We start from the raw sequence: 21,874 nt of genomic DNA, 5'->3' as shown, positions 1-21,874 counted from the left end.
GTAAGCCGCGACCGCGACCTAAGACAGCCGCGAAACTTCCGCCGCCGAGCGAATTTCAGGGTCGCGGCTCACGCCGCTCCTACCCCAAACCCGCACCTCGCTTTCTGTGGGAGCGGCGTAAGCCGCGATTGCCTCCCAAGACCCGAAACCATCCCGACTTACGTCGTCCGCACAGCAAGCCAAAGCATCCCGCCTTAGGGTAGGAGCGGCGTAAGCCGCGACCGCGATCTACAGCAGCCGCGAAACTTCCACCGCCGCGCGAATTTCAGGGTCGCGGCTCACGCCGCTCCTACCCCAGAACATGCAGCAATTGCCTTGAGGCATACCGCCCCCCCAAAACCACCGTCGCCTCGGCGCCCCGCCGTCGCCTGCAACTCCGCCGCGCCGTATCCTTGCCCAAACCCCACGGACCGCCGCCATGCGCGAGCTTTACCCCGAGATCGAGCCCTACCGCACGCAACGCCTGCAGGTCGACGGCCTGCATGAGCTGCACGTCGAAGAATGCGGCAACCCCGACGGCCTGCCGGTGATCTTCCTGCACGGCGGTCCCGGCGCCGGCGTGTCGCCGTATCACCGCCGCTTCTTCGATCCGGCGCGCTACCGCATCGTGCTGTTCGACCAGCGCGGCGCCGGCAAGTCCACGCCGCATGCCGAGCTGCGCGACAACACCACCTGGCATCTGGTCGCCGATATCGAACGCATCCGCGAGCATTTCGGCATCGAACGCTGGGTGGTGTTCGGCGGCTCCTGGGGCTCGACCCTGGCTCTGGCCTACGCGCAGGCGCATCCCGAGCGCACGCTGGGGCTGGTGCTGCGCGGCATCTTCCTGGGCCGGCCCGGCGAACTGCGCTGGTTCAACGAACTCGACGGCGGCGCGCGCTGGATCTTCCCGGAACGCTGGACGCGCTACCTGGAACACATTCCCGAAGCCGAGCGCGACAACATGACCGAGGCCTACTGGCGCCGGCTCGACAGCGACGACGCGGCGGTGCGCCTGGCTGCGGCGCAGGCCTGGGGGTATTGGGAGGGCGGCAGCACCACCCTGATCCACGACCCCGACGAGGCCGGCAACTTCGAGGAACCGCATCTGGCCATCAGCGTCGCCCGCGCCGAAGCGCACTACTTCCGCCACGACGTGTTCCTGGAGCCCGACCAGCTGCTGCGCGACGTCGGCCGCATCCGCCACATCCCCGCGACCATCGTGCAAGGGCGCTACGACATCATCTGCCCGGTGAAAAGCGCCTACGACCTCGCCCAGGCCTGGCCCGAAGCCGACTTCCGGGTGGTGCTGGCGGGTCACAGCGCGGCCGATCCGGCCATCGTCGACGTACTGGTGTCCTCGACCGACGCACTGGCCGACCGCTTCGCGTGAGCGGCGCGGAGCGGCCACCCCGCTCCGCCGACTCGCATCTACTCCGACCCACTGCATCCGCAGCCTCTACCGGACTACATCATGCGCATCCCGTTGGCGACCCTGGTCACGCTGGACGAAGACGCACTGTCGGGGGCGCTGGTCTGGATCGACTGGCGCTCGTTCGAATCCGAAGTGGTCGAGGGATTCTCCGAGCAGCTCGACGAGGACGACGCGATCGAGATGTTGGACGAAGAGTCGCCCACCGATCTCGTCCATCGAGGCGTCGCGTATCGCATTCCGCTGACCGAAAGCGGCCGCGACCGCTACGTGATGATCGCCTCGGTCGCCGAAATCCTAAAAGACCGCTACAGCGTGTTCGTGCATAGCGACTCCTACGGCGGATCGGACACGCACGGTTTCCTGCTGCTGAGCAACGCCGATGCCGAACACGCGCGGCAACATCACGCCGACTGGCTGAGCGCGAACTTCGAGCCGCTGCCGATGGGCATCGACGGCTTCAGCGGCGAGGCCATCGCCTATCTCGGCCACGAGCTGCCCGCGCAGGCGTCGGCGGATTCGCGCACCGCGGCGCCGGCGCACAAGAAGCCGTTCTGGAAGTTCTGGTGAACGACGCCGGGTCGCGCGCCGCGAGCCTGCGCACGGCCCTGGCGCCGCATGCGGCGATCGCGTCGATTCTGGGCAAGCGCCTGACCGGCCTGTGCCATGGCGAACTGGAGATCGAAGACCCGTTGGGCAGCGACGACCTGGGCCCGCTGGAGTTGAGCTTCGACGACGGCAGCTCGCTGCAGGCGCGCCTGGTCTCGGACGGCGAGTCGGCGACATTCGCCGTCTATGCGTCGGCGCCCGCACTGCTGTACGCGCAGAACTGCCACTGGCGGCGGGTCAACCTGGGCGCGCGCCCGCGCCTGCACGATCTGCTGGGGACGCAGGTGGTGGCGATCGACGCGCTGGTGTTCGCCGCCGCCGGCACGCCCCAGCTTTCGGTGGCCGGCTACGTGTTCCGTTTCCAGCACGGCCGTTATCTGAGCTACCACAACGGCGGCGACTCAGCGCGCATCTATCTCGACGCCTTGCCGCTGCAGCCGGGACCGCCGTTCGAGTTGACTGCGGAGCCGATCGCGGCCCTGCCATGAGCCAAGGCCGCCGGCGGCGCGAGGTCTAAGCTGGAGCTGGCCCATGCAGGTAGGCGGCTCCCTGCACGCGATCGCCGCCGCATCGGCCTCGCCTTTTAAGACATCCGTGCGACATGCATCAGGCGCCTTGCCGGCACACCGCGACGCGCATTGCGCGCGTCGCGGCGCGGTCGTCACTTCTGCGCGGGCGCGAACTTCACCGTTTCGTACAACTGCGCCATGCCGGCGCTGGCGGCGCTTTCGTTCGCCGCCAGGGTCTGGGTGTAGAGCAGGCAGGTCCAGCCCTTGCCGCAGGGCTTGAGCGCGTACAGGTCGACGCGCTTGGCATAGGCCGAATCGGCGCCGAACACCGTGTGCGTGTAGCGGGCGACCCGCGCCGGGAAACGCCCGCCCAGCTGGTAGTCGGCGTGCTTGGCTTCGGTGTAGTTCTCCGAACCTTCGGTCTGCTGCTGCACCAGGAACTCCGCCGCGCCTTCCAGCGACGGCGCGATGGCGTCGGGATAAACCTGCACGGTGATGTCCAGGCCCAGGGTCTCGAAGTCCGGCTTGTCGGCCTCGATGCCCAGCGCGCGGCCGCCGCCCTCGTCCATGGCCGTGTTCTCGATCACCTTCCAGTTGCCGGGCAGCGACACGCTGATGCCGTCCTGGGAATACTTCTTGGCGTGGGCGACGTCGGGCGCGGCGATCGCGGGCGTGGCGACTTCTTTCGCGTGCAGCGGAGCGGCGATCGCGGCGGCGACGAGCAGCGCGAGGCTGAGGGTGGTGCGAAGCATGGGAATCCTTTCGATGGGGGAAGGGCGCCGCGTGGGCGCAGGCCACGATAGTGGCTCGCGCGGCCGGCGACAATCCGGGCGCAGCCGGCTCCCGAGTCGCTCGCGGCGGCGCGACGCGTCCGCAACGGTTGCGGCACGGCGACCGCGGCGAACCGGGCATGCCGATCGGCCCAGGCGTCGCCGCCCGAACCCGCGCCACAATGCGTCTCCGTCCGCCGAGCACGCCCGCGCATGACCGACATCGCTTTGCCCGTGCTCGGCTTGGCCGTGGTGGACAGCGTCAACCCTTCCGCCTTGGCGGTAGCGCTGTGGTGGATGGCGCGGCCCGGCGCCGCGCCGCGGCTGCTGGCCTACATCGCCGGCATCGCGCTGACCTACACCGCGCTGGGCATCGCGCTGATGCTGGGCCTGGGCGCGACGATGCAGCGTTACGGTGCGGCCTTCGATCATCCGATCGCCCTGGCGCTGCAGTTCGCGCTGGGCCTGGGCATGCTGGCCTATGCGATCTTCGCGCCCAAGCAATCCAAGCACGCCGACGAACAGCCGCAACCGCGCGTGGGCGGTCTGCTGGGCATGGTGCTACTGGGCATGACGGTCACCGCCATCGAGATGGTCACCGCCCTGCCCTACTTCGCCGCGATCGCGCTGATGACCTCGGCCACGATGCCCGTATGGCAGTGGCTGCCGTTGCTGTTGGTCTACAACGCGATCTTCGTCGCGCCGCCCTTGCTGCTGCTGGGCCTGTATCTGATCGCGGGCCGCCGTCTCCAGGGCCGCTTCGAACGCTGGCGCGTATCGCTGCAGCGCGGCGCGCGCGAGACGCTGCTGTGGATCGTCGGCATCGCCGGCGTGGCGCTGGCCGCGGACGCGGCCGGCCGCTGGAGCGGCCACCGCGCCGATCTGGACGCGATCCTCGCCGCGCGCTCAGGCGTCGGCGCGCGCGAAGCCGTCGCGGATGCAGCGTTCCAACGCGCGCAGCGCATCGCCGTCGGCGCCAGGCAGGCGGCGCAGGTTGACGTAGTAGTGCGGCAGGGCCGGCAGACCGTGATCGCGTAGCGTCTCCAAACCCTCGGGCACGCTGTCGGCCAGGAAGGTCGACACCGCCATGTCGGCCGCCACCGTGCCGGCCACCGATTCGAGATGGCCGAGGTGGCCGATCGGCCGCCACGGAATGCCCGCGCGTCCCAAGGCCTCGATGGTCGCCGCGCGCACGCCGCAACGCTCCTCGTGACAGACCGCGACCGGCAGCGGCCGGCTCAGCGGCGCCGCGCCACCGGGCGCGCCGACCCAGACCAGATCGTCGCTGAGCAGCAGCTCCTCGCCCTGCCCGGGCTCGCGTTCGGCCAGCAGCGCCAGGTCCACCCGTCCGCCGCGCAGCAGCTCGCGCATGCTGCCGTTGCTGTCGCTGAGCAAGCTCAACTGCACCTGCGGATGACGGCGCCGGAACTCCTGGAACACGTTGGGCGCCAGCAGCTCGGCGACGTCGTGCGCCACGCCCAGGCGGATCTCCTGCGGCGCGTCGTCGCCGCGCATCGCGCGCAGCACCTCGTCGTTGAGCGCGATCAGGCGATGCGCGTGCGCGAGCAGGCGTTGACCGGCCGCTGTCGGCTTCAGACTGTCGCCGCCGCGATCGAACAGGATCGCATCCAGCAGACCCTCCAGGCGCTTGATCTGCTGGCTCACCGCGCCCTGCGTGAGGCTGACCGCCCGCGCCGCCGCGGTCATGCTGCCGGTGTTCACCACCGCCACGAAGGCACGCAGCAGTGCGATGTCGATATCCCGGACGCCGGTCATTCGCATTCCTAATGGAGGCCAGCAATAAAATTGGCTGGTTGAGCATGCGGTGCCGGCGCTAGCCTCGCAAGACGTTCTCAGCCCCTGGAGCCCCACCATGCCCACCGATCCGCGCAGCGACGCCGCCTCCCTTTCCGCCCCCGCCGACACGATGCCGAACGCCACCACCTTCGTACTGGTGCACGGCGCCTGGGCCGGCGCCTGGGCCTGGGCGCGGGTGGCCGACGGCCTGCGCGCGCGCGGGCATCGCGTGCACGTGCCGGCGCTGAGCGGCCTGGGCGAGCGCTCGCATCTGTCCGCGCAGGCGATCGATCTGAATACCCATATCGACGACGTGGTCAACGAAATCCTTTGGAACGATCTCGACGGCATCGTGCTGGTCGGCCATTCGTATTCGGGCTTCGTGGTCACCGGCGTGGCCGAGCGCATCGCGCCACGCATCGCCTCCATCGTCTATCTGGAGGCCTTCATCCCCGAGGACGGGCAGTCTTTCCACGATCTCGCGACCTGGCTGGACCCCTCGCTACCGACGCAGCCGGTGCCGCCGTCGTCGCCCGGCGACTACCTGCGCGAGACCGACCGCGCCTGGGTGGACAGCAAGGCCACGCCTCATCCCACCGGCAGCTTCACGCAGAAGCTGCGCGTGAGCGGCGCCTACCAAGGCATCGCCAAGAAAGCCTTCGTGATGGCCACCGGCTGGGACGGTCCGTTCGCCGACGCGCTGGAAACCGCGCGCACCACGCCGGGCTGGAGCGCCTACGTGATCGACTGCGGACACGACGTGCCGGTGGAGCGACCGGACGAACTGGTGACGATCCTGGAAGATTGCGCCTGATGCGGATGCGGCCGGCGCCGACCTGCCACGAATGCCGCACTTTCCGCGATCCCCGGCATTCGCCATGTCGCGCCGCTCACGCCGCGTAGGCACGCGCCCCGCCTATGTCCTCGGGACGCGCCGCCGACGTGCGATATCGGCCAGCAGCTCGGACAGCGTCTGCACCCCGCGAACGATCTCCGCCTCCGAAACGCCGCCGAACCCCAGGATCAAACCCGGGTCGGCGGCATCGGTCGCGTAGCAGCTGGACAGCGCGATCGCGCTGATGCCGCGCGCACGCGCAAGGCGCACCACCTCCGCGTCGTCGAATCCCGCCGGCAAGCGCGCGGTGAGGTGCATGCCCGCATCGGCGTTGACGATGGTCAGCAGGCCGCGCAGGTGTTGGTCGATTTCGCGGACCAGCGCATCGCGGCGGCCCTGGTAGATCGCGCGCATGCGACGCAGATGCCGGGAAAAATGCCCTTCGCACAGGAAGTCGGTCAGCACCAGTTGATCCAGCCGCTGCGGGAACAGGTCCAGGATCAGCCGCTGCGCCACGAACTGCTCCACCAGCGCGGGCGGCGCCACCAGGTAGCCGATGCGCAGCGACGGGAACAGCACCTTGCTGAAGGTGCCCGTGTAGATGACCTGTTCGGCGCCATTCATTCCCTGCAATGCGCCCAAGGGGCGACTGGAAAAACGATAGTCGCTGTCGTAATCGTCCTCGACGATCCAGGCCTGGTGCTCTCGCGCCCAGGCCAGCCACTCCAGGCGGCGCGACACGTTCATCGAAACGCCCAGCGGATACTGGTGCGACGGCGTGACGTAGACGGCGCGCGCCGGCCGTCGCGCGGAACGCCTCGGCGGCAACTGCAGCCCCTCTCCGTCCACCGGCAAGGGTTGCAGCCTCGCGCCGGTCGCGCTCAGGGCCGCCCTCGCCCCGGGGTAGCCGGGATTTTCGAAGTAGAACCGGTCGCCGGGCTTGAGCAGCACGCGTGCGCACAAATGCAGCGCCATCTGCGAGCCGGACACGATCAGCACCTGACTGGCATCGCAGGCCACGGCGCGCGCCGTGCGCAGGTAGTCGGCCACGGCATGGCGCAGCGGCAGGTGGCCCGCGGGATCGCCGTAGCTCATCGACTCGATCGACATCGCGCGCGCGTGCCGGGTGACCAGCCGGGCCCATAGCTTGTTCGGAAAATGATCCAAAGCCGGCTGGCTGACCCGAAACGCACCCAGCTCCGCTTTCGGCTCCGGCGCCTTGCGTGCGTGGGATGCCGGTGCGCGGGCGAACTCGGGCCCGGCCGCACCCTGCTTCGGCCCGACGCGAGCGGCCAGTGCCGTCGCCTCGCGCAGGTCGTGTATCGGCGCGGCCACGAACGTCCCCGATCCCGCGCGCCCTTCCAGATAGCCCTCGTGCAGCAGTTGCTCGAACGCGGTCAGCACCGGCAGTCGCGAGATGCCCAGTTCGCGCGCGAGCGCGCGCGTCGAGGGAATTCGCTGCCCCGCGCGCAGCCGCCCTTCCAGTATCGCCGCGCGGTAGCCGTCGTAGATCTGGCGATACAGCGGACGCGCGTCGGCCTCGACGGCAACGAAGGGGACGACCGCGTCGCTGGCCGGGCGCTGGGCCAAGTGGTTATCCAAAAAGCATACCTAGTGGTAATTGTGTCATAGCCGCTTGGCCGGCACCTTGAACGCTCCCGAGCCCGGCCGCCGGCCGGCGCCGGGCCCAGGGAGACCGCCATGAAATCCGTTGCGCCCGTCCTCGCGCTGTTGCTCGCCGCCCACGCCTCGCCGGCGCCTGCCTCCGACCTGCCGGCGGATCTCGCCCAGGCCGTGCGGGACTACGACCGCGCCCAGTTCGACAACGACGTCGCCACGCTGGCGCGGCTGGTCGACGACGACTACGTACTGGTGAACTCCAACGCCACGGTCGAGGACAAGCGGCAGTTTTTGGCCGACTTCCATCTGCCGGGATTCAAGATCGAACCCTACGTAGTCGAACAACCCGTGCGGAAGGTCTGGAGCGACGGCGCCGTGATCGGCGGGCTGGTCGACCTGCACTGGACCCAGGACGGCACGCGCCAGAACCGCCGCTTGCGCGTGGCCTACGTGTGGGCGAAGCGCGACGGCCGCTGGCGCGCCACTTACGCGCAGGTCACGCGCCTGCCCTGAGCGCGGCCAGGCCGGGCCCACCACCGCCGCACGGCCGATGCGGGCACGACGCGGCGCCGGCCGACGAATCCCTTCCCGCCATGGAGTCCGCCATCATGCCGTTCGCAAACCCGTTCGAGCGACGGCTGGCCGCCGTCGCGCTGGCCCTAGGCCTGACCGCGTTCGGCCCGCCCGCCCCGGCGCAAGCCGCCCAACCCGAGTACCGGACCACCGAGGTCGCGCCGGGTTTGTACAGCTTCGGCGCCGGCATGGCCTTCAACGCCTTCATGGTCACCGACGACGGTGTGGTGGTCATGGACAGCTTCGATCGGGATTTCGCCGAGGCCTCGTTGCAGGCCATCCGCAGGATCACCGACCAACCGATTCGCTACCTGATCTATTCGCACAATCACTACGACCACATCGGCGGCGGCGCGGTGTTCAAGGCGCAGGGCGCCACGGTGCTCAGCCACGCCACCACCGCCCGGTGGCTGAGGCTGCACCCCAGCCCGGACGTGGTCATGCCCGACCGGACCTGGTCCGGAGCCCGCTCGGAGCTTAAGCTCGGCCGCAGCCGACTCAAGCTGCGGTACTTCGGCGCCAACCACGGCCAAGGCATGACCGTGTTCGAGTTCCCGCAGGAGAAGACGATCTACACCGTCGATCTGGTGGTGCCCAAGCGGGTGGCCTTCACCTATATGCCCGACTTCTCGCCCAGGCAATGGGAGCGCACGCTGGCTGAAATGGACGCGCTGGATTTCGAGCGGGTGATGTACGCCCACAACGCGCCGATGGGGCCCAGGGCCAGCGTCGCGGAGCAGTTGAAGTTCCTGCAAGACCTGCGCGCCGCGATCGAGGCGGAATTGAACAAGGGTACGCCCTTCATGCGGATCCCCGACACGGTGAAGCTGCCGCAATACGAAACCTGGGACGGCTACGAGGAATGGCTGCCCATGAATGCCTGGCGCGTGCTGCTGGAGATCGCCATGGGCGTCTGAGCCGCGCGGTCGTGCACGCATTGGCGTCGTGCCGTTACCGCTGCGAAGAAGGAGGCGTGCCGCGCGAGGCGCTGGGCGCAGCGCCGGGGGCTGGATGGTGGGCCGTGTAGGATTCGAACCTACGACCAAAAGATTAAAAGTCTTCTGCTCTACCGACTGAGCTAACGGCCCGGTGCAACGCCGGCTGCGCGCCGGAGTCGGACATTCTAACAAGCCCGCCGCGCCGAGTCAGGCCCCACATACCGGCGCCGGCCTGAGCGGTTCAGACGTAGCGCGTGGGATCGGCCACGCCGGCGGCGGCGAAGCCCTCGGCGCGCAGGCGGCAGGCATCGCAATGGCCGCAGGCGCGGCCCTCGTCGTCGGCCTGGTAGCACGAGACGGTCTGAGCGAAATCCACGCCCAGGCGCAGGCCTTCGCGCACGATGTCGGCCTTGCTCAGGTACTGCAGCGGCGCGCGCACGCGCAGGCCCGCGCCCTCGACGCCGGCCTTGGTGGCCAGGTTGGCCAGCCGCTCGAAGGCCTCGACGAACTCCGGGCGGCAGTCGGGGTAACCCGAGTAGTCGACCGCGTTGACGCCGCAGTAGATGTCGGCCGCGCCCAACACCTCGGCCCAGCCCAGCGCCACCGACAGCATGATGGTGTTGCGCGCCGGCACGTAGGTGACCGGGATGTCGTCCTTGGGCGCGTCCACGCCGACCGGGTGGTGGTCGGTATCCAGCGGCACGCTGATCGCCTCGTCGGTCAACGCCGAGCCGCCGATGCTGCGCAGGTCGACGTTGACGGTCTTGTGCGCGACCGCGCCCAGCGAGCGCGCCACGCGCGCGGCGGCGTCGAGTTCGGAGGTATGGCGCTGGCCGTAGCGCACGCTCAGCGCATGCACGGCATACCCCTGCTCGCGCGCGATGGCGATGACGACGGCGGAATCCATACCACCGGAGACGAGGACGACGGCTTTTTTCATGGCTTTGCTTTATCGGGAATCGGGAATCGGGAATCGGGAATCGGGAATCGGGAATCGGGAATCGGGTAAGGCTAAACGAAGCGGCTATTGCCTTTGCTCGTCATTCCCGCGAAGGCGGGCTCCGCTCTACTTCGGCGAAGCCGAACATCCAGTGACTTTCACGTAGTCGCATGTCGCGCCGTAGCTGGCAGAACTTCGTCGCATCATCGCTCTTCGTGAGCGACGACGAAATTGAGACGTCGTGCTGAAGTCACTGGATTCCCGCTTTCGCGGGAATGACGAGCCAAAAAGACGAGTACGAGGGCAACGACCACGGGAGCGACGAACCGGAACAAACCGCCCGCCCGGAACCTCGCCCGGAACCTCGCCCGGAACCTCCCCCAACCTCACCGCCCCGGCTCGTCGTTCCACAAAATCTTGTGCAACTGCAACTGGAACCGCACCGGCAAACGATCGGCGACGATCCAGTCGGCCAGGTCGCTGGGTTTGATCTGGCTGAAGCTGGGCGAGAACAGCACGTCGCAGACTTCGGTCAACCGGTGCTCGGCGACCACGCCCTTGGCCCAGTCGTAATCCTCGCGGCTGCAGATCACCAGCTTGACCTGGTCGCGCGCGGTCAGCAGCGGCAGGTTGCTCCACAGGTTGCGGTGCGCTTCCTTGGAGTCCGGCGTCTTGATGTCCAGCACGCGCGACACGCGCGGGTCGACCTCGGCGATGTCGATCGCGCCGGAGGTTTCCAGCGAGACCTCGTAGCCGGCATCGCAGAGACGGTTCAGCAGGCCGATGCAGCGCTTCTGCGCCAGCGGCTCGCCGCCGGTCACGCAGACGTGGCGCGCGCCGTGGCGGGCGACTTCGGCCAGGATGTCGTCCATCTGCCACCACTGCCCGCCGTGGAAGGCGTAGGCGGTGTCGCAATACTGGCAGCGCAGCGGGCAGCCGGTCAGGCGCACGAACACGGTCGGCCAGCCGATGCTGCGGGCCTCGCCTTGCAGGGACAGGAAGATTTCGGTCAGCCGCAGGCGCTCGGGCGACGCCAGGGCCGCGTCGGTCGATACGGCGTTCATGGGCATAGTTTATCGGACGCGGCCGGCCGGGGCGGGAACGGCGCTGGAACGTAGCGGCTCGTGGGCCGTGGAGCGCGGTCTTGGCGAAAACCCAGGCCGCGCTGCGGGGCGGCCTACGGCGGCGGACCGGGAACAGCGAAGATCAAAATGGGGTTCCGGCTTTCGCCGGAATGACGGGCTGGTGAGGCTCCAAGGGCCAGTGCCGCGGGCGGCGCAGGCGATCGGGCTGGCGCGGTCGCGGCTCGCACCGCTCCTAACTGAGGAGCGGTGCGGCGTCTCAGCGCAGGCGGCCGAGCTGCAGCGCGTTGAGGCGGTCGGAGGCCGCGCGCGCGGCGTCGGTGCCGGGGAAGCGCGCGACCACTTCGCCCAGGGTGCGCTCGGCGGCGTCGATCTGACGCAGGCCCTGCTGCGACAGGCCGATCTTGAGCAGCGCGCCCGGGGCCTTGTCGTGGGTCGGGTAGCGGTCGTACAGGGACTGGAACTGCACCTGCGCCAGCTGATAGTTCTGGGTCACGTAGTAGCTCTCGCCCAGCCAATACAGCGCGTTGGGCGTGTAGGTGCCGTTCGGGTAGGTCTCGATGAAGGCCTGGAACATGCGCGCCGAGTCGGCATACAGGCCGGCCTTGAGCGCGTTGAAGGCGATGTCGTAGGCGCTGCGTTCGTCGGCGCTCTGCGCGACCGAGCCGGCGTCGCCGTAGACCGCCGGCGGGCGCTCCTGGGCCGACGCGTGCGGCGCCGGAGCGGGAGCAGCGGCGACCGGAGCCGGCGGCGGTGCGGCCGCAGGCCGGGGCGCGGCGGCGGCCGGCGCGGAGGCCGGTGCCGGCGCAGCGGGGGCGCCGCCTTCGAGCTGGTTGAGGCGGCCGTCCAGGTCCAGGTACTGGTTCTTGCTGGACTGCTGCAGCTGCTGGTTCTGTTGCTGAAGTTCCTCGACCTGCGAGCGCAGCGCCTGCATTTCGGACTTCAGCTGGGTGACCTGGTTGAGCAGGTCGACGTTGGCCTGATTGTTGGCCGCGCGCTGCTCCAGCACCGCGACGCGGTCGGCCAGGCTGGCGCGTTGGGCGTGCGCGGGGGCGGCGGCCGCGAGGGCCGCCGCTCCGCAGACGATCGAGGCCGCGAGGGTCTTGGCGAACATGCGCATCGATCGTGGGTCCGATTACTTGGCGGTGTAGACGATCTCGACGCGACGGTTCTTGGCCCAGCAATCCTCGTTCGAGTCGGTGCAGACCGGGCGCTCTTCGCCGTAGGAGGTCACGGTGATCTGGCTGCCCGAACCGCCGTTGGCCTGGATCGCCGAGGACACCGCGTTGCCGCGGCGCTCGCCGAGGCCGAGGTTGTACTCGCGGCTGCCGCGCTCGTCGGCGTTGCCTTCCAGGGTCATGCGCGAGGACGGACGGTCGCGCAGGTACTTGGCGTGGCAGCCGACGATGGCCTGGAATTCCGGCTTCAGGCTGTCCTGATCCAGATCGAAGTAGACCACGCGCTGACGCAGGCAGGCGTCGGTGTCCAGATCGTTCGGGCCGTAGGCGCCGGACGCGACCGGGCCGGTGGTGTCCGTGGGCTGGGTGGTGCCGGTGCTGCCGTCGGTCGTGGTCGGCGGAACTTCCTTGACCTTCTTCGAGCAGGCGACGGCGACGGTGCAAAGCAGTGCGGCGAGCACGACCTTGCCGACGGTGGCAGGAGCGATCTTGTTCATGGGTGTTTCCTCGTCTGGTGGAACAGGGGGCAGGACTAAGGGGACAGCCGGTGCCGGGGGATGGGTGGTGTGCGGCGGGTTCGCGCCTTACTGCGGCGTGCGGAACGGACCCCAGGCCGGTTCGCGCACGTCGCCGTCGTCCAGCACCACGCGCTCGCGTACGCGGGCGTCGGCGGAGACCGAATACAGCACGCCCCGGCGGCCTTCGCGCGCAGCATAAATGATCATGGCGCCGTTCGGAGCGAAGGTCGGGGACTCGTCCAGCGAGCCCGGCGACAGCGTGCTCCAGCGCGCCGATCCCAGGCTGCTGTCCATCATGGCGATGCGGTACGTATTTCCCGCGCCCTGTGCGACCGCGATCTTCTTGCCGTCGGCCGACACGCTGGGGGTGGCGTTGTAGCTGCCCTGGAAGGTCACGCGGCTGGCGGCGCCGCCGCTGGAGGCGACCTGGTAGATCTGCGGCTTGCCGCCGCGATCGGAGGTGAAATAGATCTTGCTGCCGTCGGCGCTCCAGGTCGGCTCGGTGTCGATGCCGAAATGGTTGGTCAGCTGAGTCAGCGCCTTGCTGCCCAGGTCCATCACGTAGATCTCGGGGTTGCCGCTGCGCGACAGGGTCAGGGCCAGGCGGCGGCCGTCGGGCGAGAACGCCGGCGCGCCGTTGATGCCGCGGAACTTGGCGATCAGCTCGCGGCTGCCGGAGCTGATGTTCTGGATGTAGATCGAGGAATTGCCGCCCTCGAAGCTCACGTAAGCCAGGCGGTTGCCGTCCGGGCTCCAGGCCGGCGACAGCAGCGGCTCGGGCGAGCGCACCACCGGCTGCGGATTGAAGCCGTCGGAATCGGCGATCTTGAGCACGTAGTCGGCGCCGCGGCCGGTGCCGTTGGCGGTGACGTAGGCGATGCGCGTGTAGAACGCGCCGCGCACGCCGAGGATCTTCTGGTAGATCGCGTCGGCGATCTGGTGGGCGGCGTCGCGCACCACGTTGGCGCGCGCGGTGTAGGCGAAGCCGGCCAGGCGCTGTTGCTTGGCGACGTCGAACAGTTCGTACTCGATGCGGTAAGCGCCGGCGCCGCCGTCGACCACGCGGCCGACCACGATGTAGTCCTGGTTGATCGCGCGCCATTCCGGATAGTTGATGTCGGCGCCGCGGAACGGCTGGCTGCCCATGCGTTCCACCGGCAGGCCGCGGAACTGGCCGGAACGGTTGAGATCGTCGCGGATCACCTTGGCGATGTCGGTGGTCGGCGCGGTGCCGGCGCCCTGGTAGGGCATGGGCACCACCACGATCGGCAGCGCGGCGGCCTTGCCGCCGACGATATCGACATCCAGCCCCTGGGCGGCGGCGGAGAACGGAAGCAGCAGCGCAAGCAGCACGGCCAGCCAGGACAGGGGTCGGTTCATCGGCACTCCATACGGGTCATTCGGACGCGGACACTGTTCAGCTTGGGATTCTTAACAGTTTGGAGGTGAACGCCACCTCAAAGCTGAACGAATTCAGGCTGAAAGACCGCCCAGAGACCGGCTTTACTGGTCCTGGGCGGTGAAATTGAAGTTGAGCTGGCGGTTGAACACCTTCTCGAAGCCGGCGTAGGGCAAGGGCTGGGCCTTGAGCACGGCGGCCTCGATCGAGCGCCGGGCTTGCTCGTCGTAGGAACACGGCGACGATACCTGCACGTCGATGACGGTGCCGCCTTGCAGCTGGCGGATCACGAGACGGCATTTGGCGCCCAGGGGCACGCTCTCGGGCCGGGTCCACTTGGCCAGGATCGCCGCCTGCAGGGCGGCTTGGTAGGCGGCCATCAGGCTGGGATCGCCCTGCCCGCCGGCGCCGGCATTGGGCTGGCTGGCGTCGGCGGTCTGCTGCGAGGCGCTGCGGGCCTGGGCGTCGGCGAGCTGGCGCAGCTTCTGTTCGGCCAGGCTGGCCTCGCGCGCGGCCTGGGCGCGCTTGCGGCGGATGTCCTCGAGCTGCTTCTGGCGCTCCAGCTCCATCGCGGTCAGGCGCTGCTGGCGCTGGGCCTCGAGCTGGCGCTCCTGCGCGGTCAGGTCGACTTGCTCCTGACGCCGCTTGGCTTCCTGCAGCTTCTGCTCGTCGGTCGGGTTCGGGGTCGGGGTGTCGACCACCTGCTCCTGGCTGGTGTCGTCCGGGACCGGGATGAAGTCCTGCGGCGACTGCTGGACCGGAGTGGGCGAATCCTGCGGGCGCGGCTCGGGTTCCGGCTGCGGCAAAGGCAGGCTGTCTTCGGGCTCGGGTTCGGGCTGCGGCAGCGGTTCGGCGATCGGCTTGGGCCGGTTGCGCAGGGTGCGCTGCATGGCCGCCGACAGGTCGGACACGTCGGTCAGCTGCGAATCCATCGGCGAGCCGCCGCCGGCGGGCGCGCCGCCGAACTTCCACAGCGCGCCCAACACGAGCGCGGCGATCAACAGCCCGTGCAGCAGCAGGGACAGACCGACGGCTTGCGCGTTGTCGGCGCTGGTTTCCCTCATCGGGCCGCGCCCTTCTGCGGCTGGCTCATCAGACCGACCTTCTCGACCCCGGCGCTTTGCAGGATCTCCATCGCGTCCATGATCGGCTGGTAGTTGGAACGGCCGTCGCCGGCGATGTACACCTGCAACTTGTCCTTGGCGTTCTCGGCGACCAGCGCGCTGATGCGCGCGCGCAACATGTCGCGGGTGACCGCCTCGTTGCTGCCGGCCTTGACCGCCAGGAAGTAGTTGCCCTTTTCGTCCACCTGCACCACGACCGGGTCATTCTTGGTCTCGATCGACTTGGCGTTGGACTTGGGCAGGTCGACGTCGACGCCCAGGGTCAGCAAGGGCGCGGTGACCATGAAGATGATCAGCAGCACCAGCATCACGTCGATGTAGGGCACGACGTTGATTTCGGCCTTGAGTTTGCGCTTGCGATGGCGGCGCGCGGAGATGCCGGACATGGCCTTACCTCTCTATCTTTACGAAGCCTGCCGCGGCGGCGGCAGGCGCAGGCGCGCGGACGCGCTCGGGTGCGTGCGGTGGGCTCGCATCAGCCTTCGTCGAGGTGGGCCTGCCGTTGCAGGATCGAGGAGAACTCCTCGGAGAACGCGTCGTAGCGCACCGACAAACGCTCCACGCCGGTGGCGAAGCGGTTGTAGGCCCAGACCGCCGGGATCGCCACGAACAGGCCCATCGCGGTCGCCAGCAGCGCCTCGGAAATGCCCGGCGCGACGTCGGCGATGCCGACCTGCTTGGTGGTCGAGATCAGCGAGTGCATGGTGACCATGATGCCGAACACGGTGCCGACCAGGCCGATGTAGGGCGAGGTCGAACCGATGTTGGCCAGCAGTTCCAGGTTGTGCTCCAGGCCGTCCAGCTCGCGCGAACCGGTCGCGCGCATCGCGCGCTGGGCGCCTTCGAGCTGGGCGCGCGCGTCGACGCCGCGGCGCTGGCGGATGCGGTTGAACTCGCGGAAACCGGCCTCGAAGATCGCCTCCAGTCCGCCGACGCCGCGGCCGCGCTCGGTAGTGCCGGCGTAGAGCTTGCTCAGCTCGGCGCCGGACCAGAAGCGTTCCTCGAAATGGTCGGCTTCGTTCTTGGCGCGGCGGATCACCTTCCACTTGCGGAAGATGATGATCCAGGACGTGATCGAGGCCAGCACCAGCAGCGCCATGATGAACTGCACCGGCAGACTGGCGTCGCGCAGCAGGGCCAGCAGACTGAAGTCGCCGCCGGCCGCGGCGGCGGTGGCCGCGGCCTGCGTGGCCGCGCTGGCGGCCTGTTCCGGCAGGGCTTCCACGGTCGTGGCCAGTAGCGCGATCAACGATGACGTCATGCTTGTTTCTCCGTAGCCCGCAGCACGGGCCTGATGGTTACGTTGGTTCTTGCGGCGCCGGGGTCACCAGCGCTTGCAGCGGCTCGTACAGCGCCGCCGGAATCGGGCGCGGGCGGAAGTCGCGCGGGTCCAGCGCGGCCAATCGCACCGTCGCCGTGAACAAACGCTCCTCGCCGCGGTGGATGGCCTGCGCGAACACCAGGCTGGCGCGACGGCACTCGCGCAACTGCGCCGACACCGACAGGGCGTCGTCCAGGCGCGCGGGCTTGAGGAAGTCGATCTGCATCGCGCGGACCGCGAACACCAGCTCGAACTCCTGCCGCAACCGCTCCTGGCCGTAACCCTGCGCGCGCACCCATTCGCTGCGCGCGCGCTCCAGGAACGCCAGGTATTGCGCGTGGTAGACCACGCCACCGGCGTCGGTATCTTCCCAATAGACGCGTGTCGGCCAACTGAACGCCGGAGCAATCACTCGTTCAACCCTCGTCGAATAGCCCGCTGGCATTGGCTTTGGGCTTCAGGCCGATGTGCCGGTAGGCCTTGGGCGTGGCCATGCGGCCGCGCGCGCTGCGGACCAGATAGCCCTGCTGGATCAGGTAGGGCTCGATCACGTCCTCGAGCGTGCCGCGTTCCTCGCTGAGCGCGGCGGCCAGCGACTCGACCCCGACCGGGCCGCCGTCGAAGGACTCGACGATGGTGGTCAGCAGGCGCCGGTCGAGCTCGTCGAAGCCCTGCGGGTCGACCTTGAGCATGGCCATGGCGGCGTCGGCGGTGTCGCGGTCGATGCGGCCGCCCGCGCGCACCTGGGCGTAGTCGCGCACACGACGCAGCAGGCGGTTGGCGATGCGCGGGGTGCCGCGCGAGCGCTTGGCGATCTCGGCCGCGCCCTCGGGTTCGCAATCGATGCCCAGGATCTGCGCCGAGCGGCGCACGATCCGGGTCAGCTCCTCAGCGCTGTAGAACTCCAGGCGCTGGACGATGCCGAAGCGGTCGCGCAGCGGCGCGGTCAGCAGGCCGGCGCGGGTGGTCGCGCCGATCAGGGTGAACGGCGGCAGGTCGAGCTTGATCGAGCGCGCGGCCGGACCCTCGCCGATCATGATGTCGATCTGGTAGTCCTCCATCGCCGGGTACAGCACTTCCTCGACCACGGGCGAGAGGCGGTGGATTTCGTCGACGAACAGCACGTCGTGCGGCTGCAGGTTGGTCAGCAGCGCGGCCAGGTCGCCGGCCTTCTCGATCACCGGGCCCGAGGTCTGGCGCAGGTTCACGCCCAGCTCGTTGGCGATCACGTGACTCAGCGTGGTCTTGCCCAGGCCGGGCGGCCCGAAGATCAGGACGTGGTCCAGCGCCTCGCCGCGGCCCTTGGCGGCCTCGATGTAGATCTTGAGCTGCTCGCGGACCGGCTGCTGGCCCAGGTACTCGTCCAGGCGCTTGGGCCGGATCGAAGCCTCCAGGGCCTCGTCCTCGCGGGTGGCGCCGGGGGCGATGATGCGGTTCTCGGTCATGCGCCTATGTTCGCATGGGCGGGTGCGACCCGCCCACGGCGCAGCGCACGGATCGGCGCCGGGAGGGCCTCAGGCGTCGACGAAATGCACGTCGTAGCGCTCCGGCACCTCGTCCAGGGCGCCGGGGTCGGCTTCGCCGCGCAGGATCTTCGGCAGCAGGCGGAAGTAGTCGAAACGCTCGACCCCGGGGGTCAGCGTGATCAGCACGTCGGCCACCGCGTCGGCGGTCGCGCCGAAGGAGTGCGCGACGCCGGGCGGGATCACCACGTAACCGCCCTGGTCCACGGTCAGCGGCTCGCCGTCCACGACCATGCTCAGGCGGCCTTCGATCACGTAGAAGGCCTCGCTGGAGCGGGCGTGGTAGTGCGGCTTGGCGCCGGCCGCGCCGGCTTCCAGTCGCAGCCGGTTGGCGCCCAATGCGCCGCAACAGTCGCTGGCGTCGGCGAGCAGCCACAAGCGGCTGCCGTTGCCGTCGATGGTTTCGGCGGCTCGTTCCTGGATTACGTGGACTTGGGGGCGGGACATGGTTCGCGCTCGGGGTGATGTCCGCCGAGGCTAGGCAGCCGCCGCAGCCGCCACAACGCGTTGCGCGGAACGATCATTCCCGTCTCGCCACGCGCACCGCAGCGTTGCTGCGATGCGCTTGCGCGACCGGCGCGCGCTCGATCAGATCTCGACCTGCGCGCCCAGCTCGACCAGGCGATTGCCCGGAATGCGGAAGAAGCCCGTCGCCGGCGCCGCGTTGCGGTGCATGAAGGCGAACAGGCGGTCGCGCCAGATCGGCATGCCGCGGTGGCGGCTGGCCACCACGGTCTCGCGGCTGGCGAAATAGGTGGTGTCCATCGGGTCGAAATAGATGCCGCCGGCGTCGCAGGAGCGCATCAGCGCCAGCGGCACGTCGGGCACTTCCATGAAGCCGAAGCGGATCAGCACGCGGTAGAAATCGTCACCGATGGCCTCGATCTTCAAGCGCTTGTCGCGCGGCGCGTGCGGCACGTTCAAGGTTTCCACGGTCAGGAACACGTTGCGCTCGTGCAGCACCTTGTTGTGCTTGAGGTTGTGCAGCAGCGCGTGCGGCACCACGCCCTTGTCGGCGGTCATGAACACCGCGGTGCCGGGCACGCGCACCGGCGGCGCCAGCATCAGGCCGGGCAGGAAGCTGTCGAGCTGGATGCCTTCCTTGCGCACTTCCTCGTGCAGCAGCTCGCGGCCGCGGCGCCAGGTGCGCATCACCGTGAACACGGTCAGGCCCAACACCACCGGGAACCAGGCGCCGTCGAAGAACTTGGCGCCGTTGGCGATCACGAAGCCGACGTCGACGATGAAGAACACCACGCACAGCGGCAGCACCCAGGTGCGCCAGCGCGGCCACAGCGCGCGCGCGACCAGGGCCAGCAGCAGGGTGTCGATCAGCATGGTCGCCGACACCGAAATGCCGTAGGCGGTGGCCAGCGCGGTCGAGCTGCGGAAGGCCAGCACCACCGTGATCACCGCGATCGCCAGGATCCAGTTGATGTAGGGCACGTAGATCTGGCCGATGGTGTCGTGCGAGGTGTGCTTGATCTGCATGCGCGGGATGTAGCCCAGCTGCATGGCCTGACGCGCGACCGAATAGGCGCCGGTGATCACCGCCTGCGAGGCGATCACCGCCGCCATCGTCGCCAGCACGATCATCGGGTACAGCGCCCACGAGGGCACCGCTTCGTAGAAGGGGTTGCGCACCGCCGCCGGGTGGTCGAGCACGAACGCGCCCTGACCCAGGTAGTTCAGCATCAGGCAGGGCAGCACCATGATGTACCAGCCGTAGCGGATGGGCTTGGCGCCGAAATGGCCCATGTCGGCGTACAGCGCCTCGCCGCCGGTCACCGCCAGCACCACCACGCCCAGGATCAGCACCGAGTGGGCGCCGTGTTCCATGAAGAAGCGCGCGCCCCACATCGGGTTCAGCGCCTTCAGCACTTCCGGCGCGTCGATGATGTTGTGGATGCCGATCGCGGCCAGCGCCAGGAACCACAGCACCGTGATCGGGCCGAACACGCGGCCGACCTTTTCGGTGCCGAAGCGCTGGGCCAGGAACACCATCACCAGGATCACCACGGTGATCGGCACGATGAAGCGGTGCAGGCCGGGCGCGGCGACCTCCAGGCCCTCGACCGCGCCCAGCACCGAGATCGCCGGGGTGATCACGCTGTCGCCGAAGAACAGCGAGGCGCCGAAGATGCCCAGGATGCCGACCACGTACGCCGAGCGCCCGCCCTTGGCCAGGGTGCGCTGGGCCAGGGTCATCAGCGCCATGATGCCGCCCTCGCCCTCGTTGTCGGCGCGCATGATGATGGTCACGTACTTCAGGGTGACCACGATCATCAGCGCCCAGAACACCAGCGACAGGATGCCCAGCACGGTGTCGTGATTGCCGACCAGGCCGAAGTGCGGCGAGAACGCTTCCTTCAGGGTGTATAGCGGGCTGGTGCCGATATCGCCGAAGACCACGCCGATCGCGCCCACGACCAGTCCGGGCAGGCCCTTGTTGCCATGGCCGTGACCGTGGCCCTGGGCGTCATGGGACTTCTTGCGCGGCTGCGCATTGGCGGAAGGAACGGTGGAAGCCATGGTGCGTGTGCTCCGGGCGGGTCGGCCGCCGCTGGGCTCAGCGAAGCGCGGACTTTAGCGCTTTGCGGATGATGGCGGCGGCGTCGTCGCCGGCGGCGGTGGCTTCGCGCGCCATGCGCGCGGCCTCGGCGGGCTTGTAGCCCAGTTGCTGCAAGGCCACGGTGGCCTCGGTCTGCGGGTCGGCGGGCACGCCGCCGGTGCCCAGCGCGGTGCCGGCGCCGGCGAAGTCGGCGGCACGGTCGCGCAGCTCGACCACCATGCGCTCGGCGGTCTTCTTGCCGATCCCGGGGATGCGGGTCAGCGCGGTCACGTCGCCGGCCTGGACCAGGCGCGCGAACTCCTCCACCGGCACGCCCGACAGCACCGCCAGGGCGATCTTGGCGCCGATGCCGCTGACCTTCTGCACGTCGCGGAACAGGCGGCGTTCGGTCTCGCGCAGGAAGCCGTACAGCGAGACGCTGTCCTCCTTCTGCGCGTAGTGGGTGAACAGCGCGACCTCGCGGCCCAGTTCGGGCAGGTCGTAGAAGGTGCTCATCGGCGCTTCCAGCTCGTAGCCGACGCCGTTGACGTCGACCACCAGCCACGGCGGCGCCTTGTGCACCAGGATGCCTTTGAGACGACCGATCACGGGCACACTCCCCAGGGATGACGTAACGGCGCGCTCACGAGCCGCGCCTGCGCAGCTGCGCGGTGCTCAAACCGGTGCGCGCGCTGGTCGCACTCATATGCGCATGCGTCAGCGCCACCGCAAGGGCGTCGGCGGCGTCGGCCTGCAGCTTCATTTCCGACAGGTTCAGCAGCAGACGCACCATGTGCTGCACCTGCTGCTTGTCGGCGGCGCCGCGGCCGACCAGGGACTGCTTGATCACCCGCGGCGGGTACTCGCTGATCGGAATGCGCCGGCGCACCACGGTCGCCAGGGCGGCGCCGCGCGCGTGCCCCAGCTTCAGCGCCGAGGTCGCGGACTTGTCCATGAACACCGTTTCGATCGCGACCTGCTGCGGCTGCCAGGCGTCCAGCGCCTGCTCCAGCCCCTCGCACAGCAGGCCCAGGCGCGACGGGAAGTCCTCGGCGTCCAGCAACTTCAGCGCCTGCGCGTGCACGTAGGTGCAGCGGCCGTCGGCCGCGACGTCGATGACGCCCAGGCCGGTCCGCTGCGAACCGGGGTCGATGCCGAGGATGCGGATCACGCGGC

22 protein-coding genes, 1 tRNA gene and 2 pseudogenes are annotated in these 21,874 nt (G+C 69.1%); 7 read left to right on the top strand and 18 right to left on the bottom strand.

The window, feature by feature from the left end; all coding sequences use genetic code 11:
* The first annotated feature begins 418 nt into the window (after window positions 1–418).
* The 3 genes from pip to LVB77_RS05825 all read left to right on the top strand — a co-directional run bounded on the left by pip (window position 419) and on the right by LVB77_RS05825 (window position 2,508).
* Window positions 419–1,372, top strand: a complete 954-nt coding sequence (gene pip, locus LVB77_RS05835) for a prolyl aminopeptidase (RefSeq protein ID WP_232909252.1) — start codon at window positions 419–421, stop codon at window positions 1,370–1,372.
* An 81-nt stretch (window positions 1,373–1,453) separates the two neighbouring features.
* Entirely contained in the window at window positions 1,454–1,981 is a 528-nt protein-coding gene (locus LVB77_RS05830; RefSeq protein WP_232909251.1) for a hypothetical protein, read from the top strand.
* Entirely contained in the window at window positions 1,978–2,508 is a 531-nt protein-coding gene (locus tag LVB77_RS05825) for a hypothetical protein (RefSeq protein WP_232909250.1), read from the top strand. Before LVB77_RS05830 ends, LVB77_RS05825 begins: the two co-directional genes overlap by 4 nt.
* A 173-nt stretch (window positions 2,509–2,681) precedes the next feature.
* On the opposite strand, the gene LVB77_RS05820 is transcribed toward LVB77_RS05825, so the two are convergent.
* On the bottom strand, window positions 2,682–3,281 hold the full coding sequence (locus tag LVB77_RS05820) for a hypothetical protein (RefSeq protein ID WP_232909249.1): 600 nt from the start codon (window positions 3,279–3,281) through the stop codon (window positions 2,682–2,684).
* A 231-nt stretch (window positions 3,282–3,512) separates the two neighbouring features.
* Here LVB77_RS05820 and LVB77_RS05815 point away from each other — a divergent pair.
* A pseudogene (locus LVB77_RS05815) lies at window positions 3,513–4,091 on the top strand (GAP family protein); the annotation flags it as partial.
* Between the two features lie 114 nt (window positions 4,092–4,205).
* On the opposite strand, the gene LVB77_RS05810 reads toward LVB77_RS05815, so the two are convergent.
* A complete protein-coding gene (locus LVB77_RS05810) occupies window positions 4,206–5,075 on the bottom strand; it encodes a LysR family transcriptional regulator (RefSeq protein ID WP_232909248.1) in 870 nt (289 codons plus the stop codon).
* Between the two features lie 97 nt (window positions 5,076–5,172).
* Here LVB77_RS05810 and LVB77_RS05805 point away from each other — a divergent pair, with 97 nt between their 5' ends.
* Window positions 5,173–5,910, top strand: a complete 738-nt coding sequence (locus tag LVB77_RS05805) for an alpha/beta hydrolase (protein WP_232909247.1) — start codon at window positions 5,173–5,175, stop codon at window positions 5,908–5,910.
* A gap of 102 nt (window positions 5,911–6,012) precedes the next feature.
* Here the strand turns inward: LVB77_RS05805 and LVB77_RS05800 are convergent, their stop codons facing one another.
* On the bottom strand, window positions 6,013–7,521 hold the full coding sequence (locus LVB77_RS05800) for a PLP-dependent aminotransferase family protein (RefSeq protein ID WP_232909246.1): 1,509 nt from the start codon (window positions 7,519–7,521) through the stop codon (window positions 6,013–6,015).
* Between the two features lie 111 nt (window positions 7,522–7,632).
* On the opposite strand from LVB77_RS05800, the gene LVB77_RS05795 reads away from it, so the two are divergent.
* Both LVB77_RS05795 and LVB77_RS05790 read left to right on the top strand, forming a co-directional pair.
* Window positions 7,633–8,064, top strand: coding sequence for a nuclear transport factor 2 family protein (locus LVB77_RS05795; protein WP_232909245.1), 432 nt, complete (start codon window positions 7,633–7,635; stop codon window positions 8,062–8,064).
* A 95-nt stretch (window positions 8,065–8,159) separates the two neighbouring features.
* Entirely contained in the window at window positions 8,160–9,041 is an 882-nt protein-coding gene (locus LVB77_RS05790; protein WP_232909244.1) for an MBL fold metallo-hydrolase, read from the top strand.
* A gap of 95 nt (window positions 9,042–9,136) precedes the next feature.
* Here the strand turns inward: LVB77_RS05790 and LVB77_RS05785 are convergent.
* The 15 genes and pseudogenes from LVB77_RS05785 to ruvC form a co-directional block, all read right to left on the bottom strand.
* Window positions 9,137–9,212, bottom strand: a tRNA-Lys gene (locus LVB77_RS05785).
* 91 nt (window positions 9,213–9,303) lie between these two features.
* Window positions 9,304–10,002, bottom strand: coding sequence for a 7-cyano-7-deazaguanine synthase QueC (gene queC, locus LVB77_RS05780; RefSeq protein WP_232909243.1), 699 nt, complete (start codon window positions 10,000–10,002; stop codon window positions 9,304–9,306).
* A 386-nt stretch (window positions 10,003–10,388) separates the two neighbouring features.
* Entirely contained in the window at window positions 10,389–11,066 is a 678-nt protein-coding gene (gene queE, locus LVB77_RS05775) for a 7-carboxy-7-deazaguanine synthase QueE (RefSeq protein ID WP_232909242.1), read from the bottom strand.
* Between the two features lie 277 nt (window positions 11,067–11,343).
* A complete protein-coding gene (ybgF, locus tag LVB77_RS05770; RefSeq protein WP_232909241.1) occupies window positions 11,344–12,204 on the bottom strand; it encodes a tol-pal system protein YbgF in 861 nt (286 codons plus the stop codon).
* Between the two features lie 15 nt (window positions 12,205–12,219).
* Window positions 12,220–12,759, bottom strand: coding sequence for a peptidoglycan-associated lipoprotein Pal (gene pal, locus LVB77_RS05765; protein WP_232909240.1), 540 nt, complete (start codon window positions 12,757–12,759; stop codon window positions 12,220–12,222).
* An 87-nt stretch (window positions 12,760–12,846) separates the two neighbouring features.
* Complete coding sequence (tolB, locus tag LVB77_RS05760) at window positions 12,847–14,160, bottom strand: Tol-Pal system beta propeller repeat protein TolB (protein ID WP_232909239.1); 1,314 nt, start codon at window positions 14,158–14,160, stop codon at window positions 12,847–12,849.
* Window positions 14,161–14,283: 123 nt separating this feature from the next.
* Window positions 14,284–15,243: a cell envelope integrity protein TolA gene (locus LVB77_RS05755; protein ID WP_232909238.1), complete on the bottom strand. Its 960-nt coding sequence runs from the start codon at window positions 15,241–15,243 to the stop codon at window positions 14,284–14,286.
* Complete coding sequence (tolR, locus tag LVB77_RS05750; RefSeq protein ID WP_232909237.1) at window positions 15,240–15,689, bottom strand: protein TolR; 450 nt, start codon at window positions 15,687–15,689, stop codon at window positions 15,240–15,242. The genes LVB77_RS05755 and tolR overlap by 4 nt, the downstream gene beginning before the upstream one ends.
* An 89-nt stretch (window positions 15,690–15,778) precedes the next feature.
* A complete protein-coding gene (gene tolQ / locus LVB77_RS05745) occupies window positions 15,779–16,564 on the bottom strand; it encodes a protein TolQ (protein WP_232909236.1) in 786 nt (261 codons plus the stop codon).
* A 37-nt stretch (window positions 16,565–16,601) separates the two neighbouring features.
* Window positions 16,602–17,036, bottom strand: a complete 435-nt coding sequence (gene ybgC, locus LVB77_RS05740) for a tol-pal system-associated acyl-CoA thioesterase (protein WP_232909235.1) — start codon at window positions 17,034–17,036, stop codon at window positions 16,602–16,604.
* Between the two features lie 4 nt (window positions 17,037–17,040).
* On the bottom strand, window positions 17,041–18,069 hold the full coding sequence (ruvB, locus tag LVB77_RS05735) for a Holliday junction branch migration DNA helicase RuvB (protein WP_232909234.1): 1,029 nt from the start codon (window positions 18,067–18,069) through the stop codon (window positions 17,041–17,043).
* Between the two features lie 69 nt (window positions 18,070–18,138).
* On the bottom strand, window positions 18,139–18,594 hold the full coding sequence (locus LVB77_RS05730; protein ID WP_232909233.1) for a cupin domain-containing protein: 456 nt from the start codon (window positions 18,592–18,594) through the stop codon (window positions 18,139–18,141).
* A 141-nt stretch (window positions 18,595–18,735) separates the two neighbouring features.
* Window positions 18,736–20,580 (bottom strand): annotated as a pseudogene (locus tag LVB77_RS05725) (potassium transporter Kup); the annotation flags it as partial.
* A gap of 136 nt (window positions 20,581–20,716) precedes the next feature.
* Complete coding sequence (ruvA, locus tag LVB77_RS05720) at window positions 20,717–21,307, bottom strand: Holliday junction branch migration protein RuvA (RefSeq protein ID WP_232909231.1); 591 nt, start codon at window positions 21,305–21,307, stop codon at window positions 20,717–20,719.
* Between the two features lie 34 nt (window positions 21,308–21,341).
* Entirely contained in the window at window positions 21,342–21,869 is a 528-nt protein-coding gene (ruvC, locus tag LVB77_RS05715) for a crossover junction endodeoxyribonuclease RuvC (RefSeq protein WP_232909230.1), read from the bottom strand.
* Window positions 21,870–21,874: the final 5 nt, after the last annotated feature.

This window comes from Lysobacter sp. 5GHs7-4, from assembly GCF_021284765.1.
GTDB lineage: Bacteria > Pseudomonadota > Gammaproteobacteria > Xanthomonadales > Xanthomonadaceae > Lysobacter.
Note: the sequence above shows the minus strand (reverse complement) of the source record. Positions and strands in the feature narration are given on the sequence as shown.

Excerpts from the sequence above, each read along its gene's own strand:
- pip (WP_232909252.1), top strand. The coding sequence starts at position 419 with ATGCGCGAGCTTTACCCCGAGATCGAGCCCTACCGCACGCAACGCCTG.
- LVB77_RS05830 (WP_232909251.1), top strand. The coding sequence starts at position 1,454 with ATGCGCATCCCGTTGGCGACCCTGGTCACGCTGGACGAAGACGCACTG.
- LVB77_RS05820 (WP_232909249.1), bottom strand. The coding sequence starts at position 3,281 with ATGCTTCGCACCACCCTCAGCCTCGCGCTGCTCGTCGCCGCCGCGATC.
- LVB77_RS05810 (WP_232909248.1), bottom strand. The coding sequence starts at position 5,075 with ATGACCGGCGTCCGGGATATCGACATCGCACTGCTGCGTGCCTTCGTG.
- LVB77_RS05805 (WP_232909247.1), top strand. The coding sequence starts at position 5,173 with ATGCCCACCGATCCGCGCAGCGACGCCGCCTCCCTTTCCGCCCCCGCC.
- LVB77_RS05795 (WP_232909245.1), top strand. The coding sequence starts at position 7,633 with ATGAAATCCGTTGCGCCCGTCCTCGCGCTGTTGCTCGCCGCCCACGCC.
- LVB77_RS05790 (WP_232909244.1), top strand. The coding sequence starts at position 8,160 with ATGCCGTTCGCAAACCCGTTCGAGCGACGGCTGGCCGCCGTCGCGCTG.
- queC (WP_232909243.1), bottom strand. The coding sequence starts at position 10,002 with ATGAAAAAAGCCGTCGTCCTCGTCTCCGGTGGTATGGATTCCGCCGTC.
- queE (WP_232909242.1), bottom strand. The coding sequence starts at position 11,066 with ATGAACGCCGTATCGACCGACGCGGCCCTGGCGTCGCCCGAGCGCCTG.
- ybgF (WP_232909241.1), bottom strand. The coding sequence starts at position 12,204 with ATGCGCATGTTCGCCAAGACCCTCGCGGCCTCGATCGTCTGCGGAGCG.
- pal (WP_232909240.1), bottom strand. The coding sequence starts at position 12,759 with ATGAACAAGATCGCTCCTGCCACCGTCGGCAAGGTCGTGCTCGCCGCA.
- tolB (WP_232909239.1), bottom strand. The coding sequence starts at position 14,160 with ATGAACCGACCCCTGTCCTGGCTGGCCGTGCTGCTTGCGCTGCTGCTT.
- LVB77_RS05755 (WP_232909238.1), bottom strand. The coding sequence starts at position 15,243 with ATGAGGGAAACCAGCGCCGACAACGCGCAAGCCGTCGGTCTGTCCCTG.
- tolR (WP_232909237.1), bottom strand. The coding sequence starts at position 15,689 with ATGTCCGGCATCTCCGCGCGCCGCCATCGCAAGCGCAAACTCAAGGCC.
- tolQ (WP_232909236.1), bottom strand. The coding sequence starts at position 16,564 with ATGACGTCATCGTTGATCGCGCTACTGGCCACGACCGTGGAAGCCCTG.
- ruvB (WP_232909234.1), bottom strand. The coding sequence starts at position 18,069 with ATGACCGAGAACCGCATCATCGCCCCCGGCGCCACCCGCGAGGACGAG.
- LVB77_RS05730 (WP_232909233.1), bottom strand. The coding sequence starts at position 18,594 with ATGTCCCGCCCCCAAGTCCACGTAATCCAGGAACGAGCCGCCGAAACC.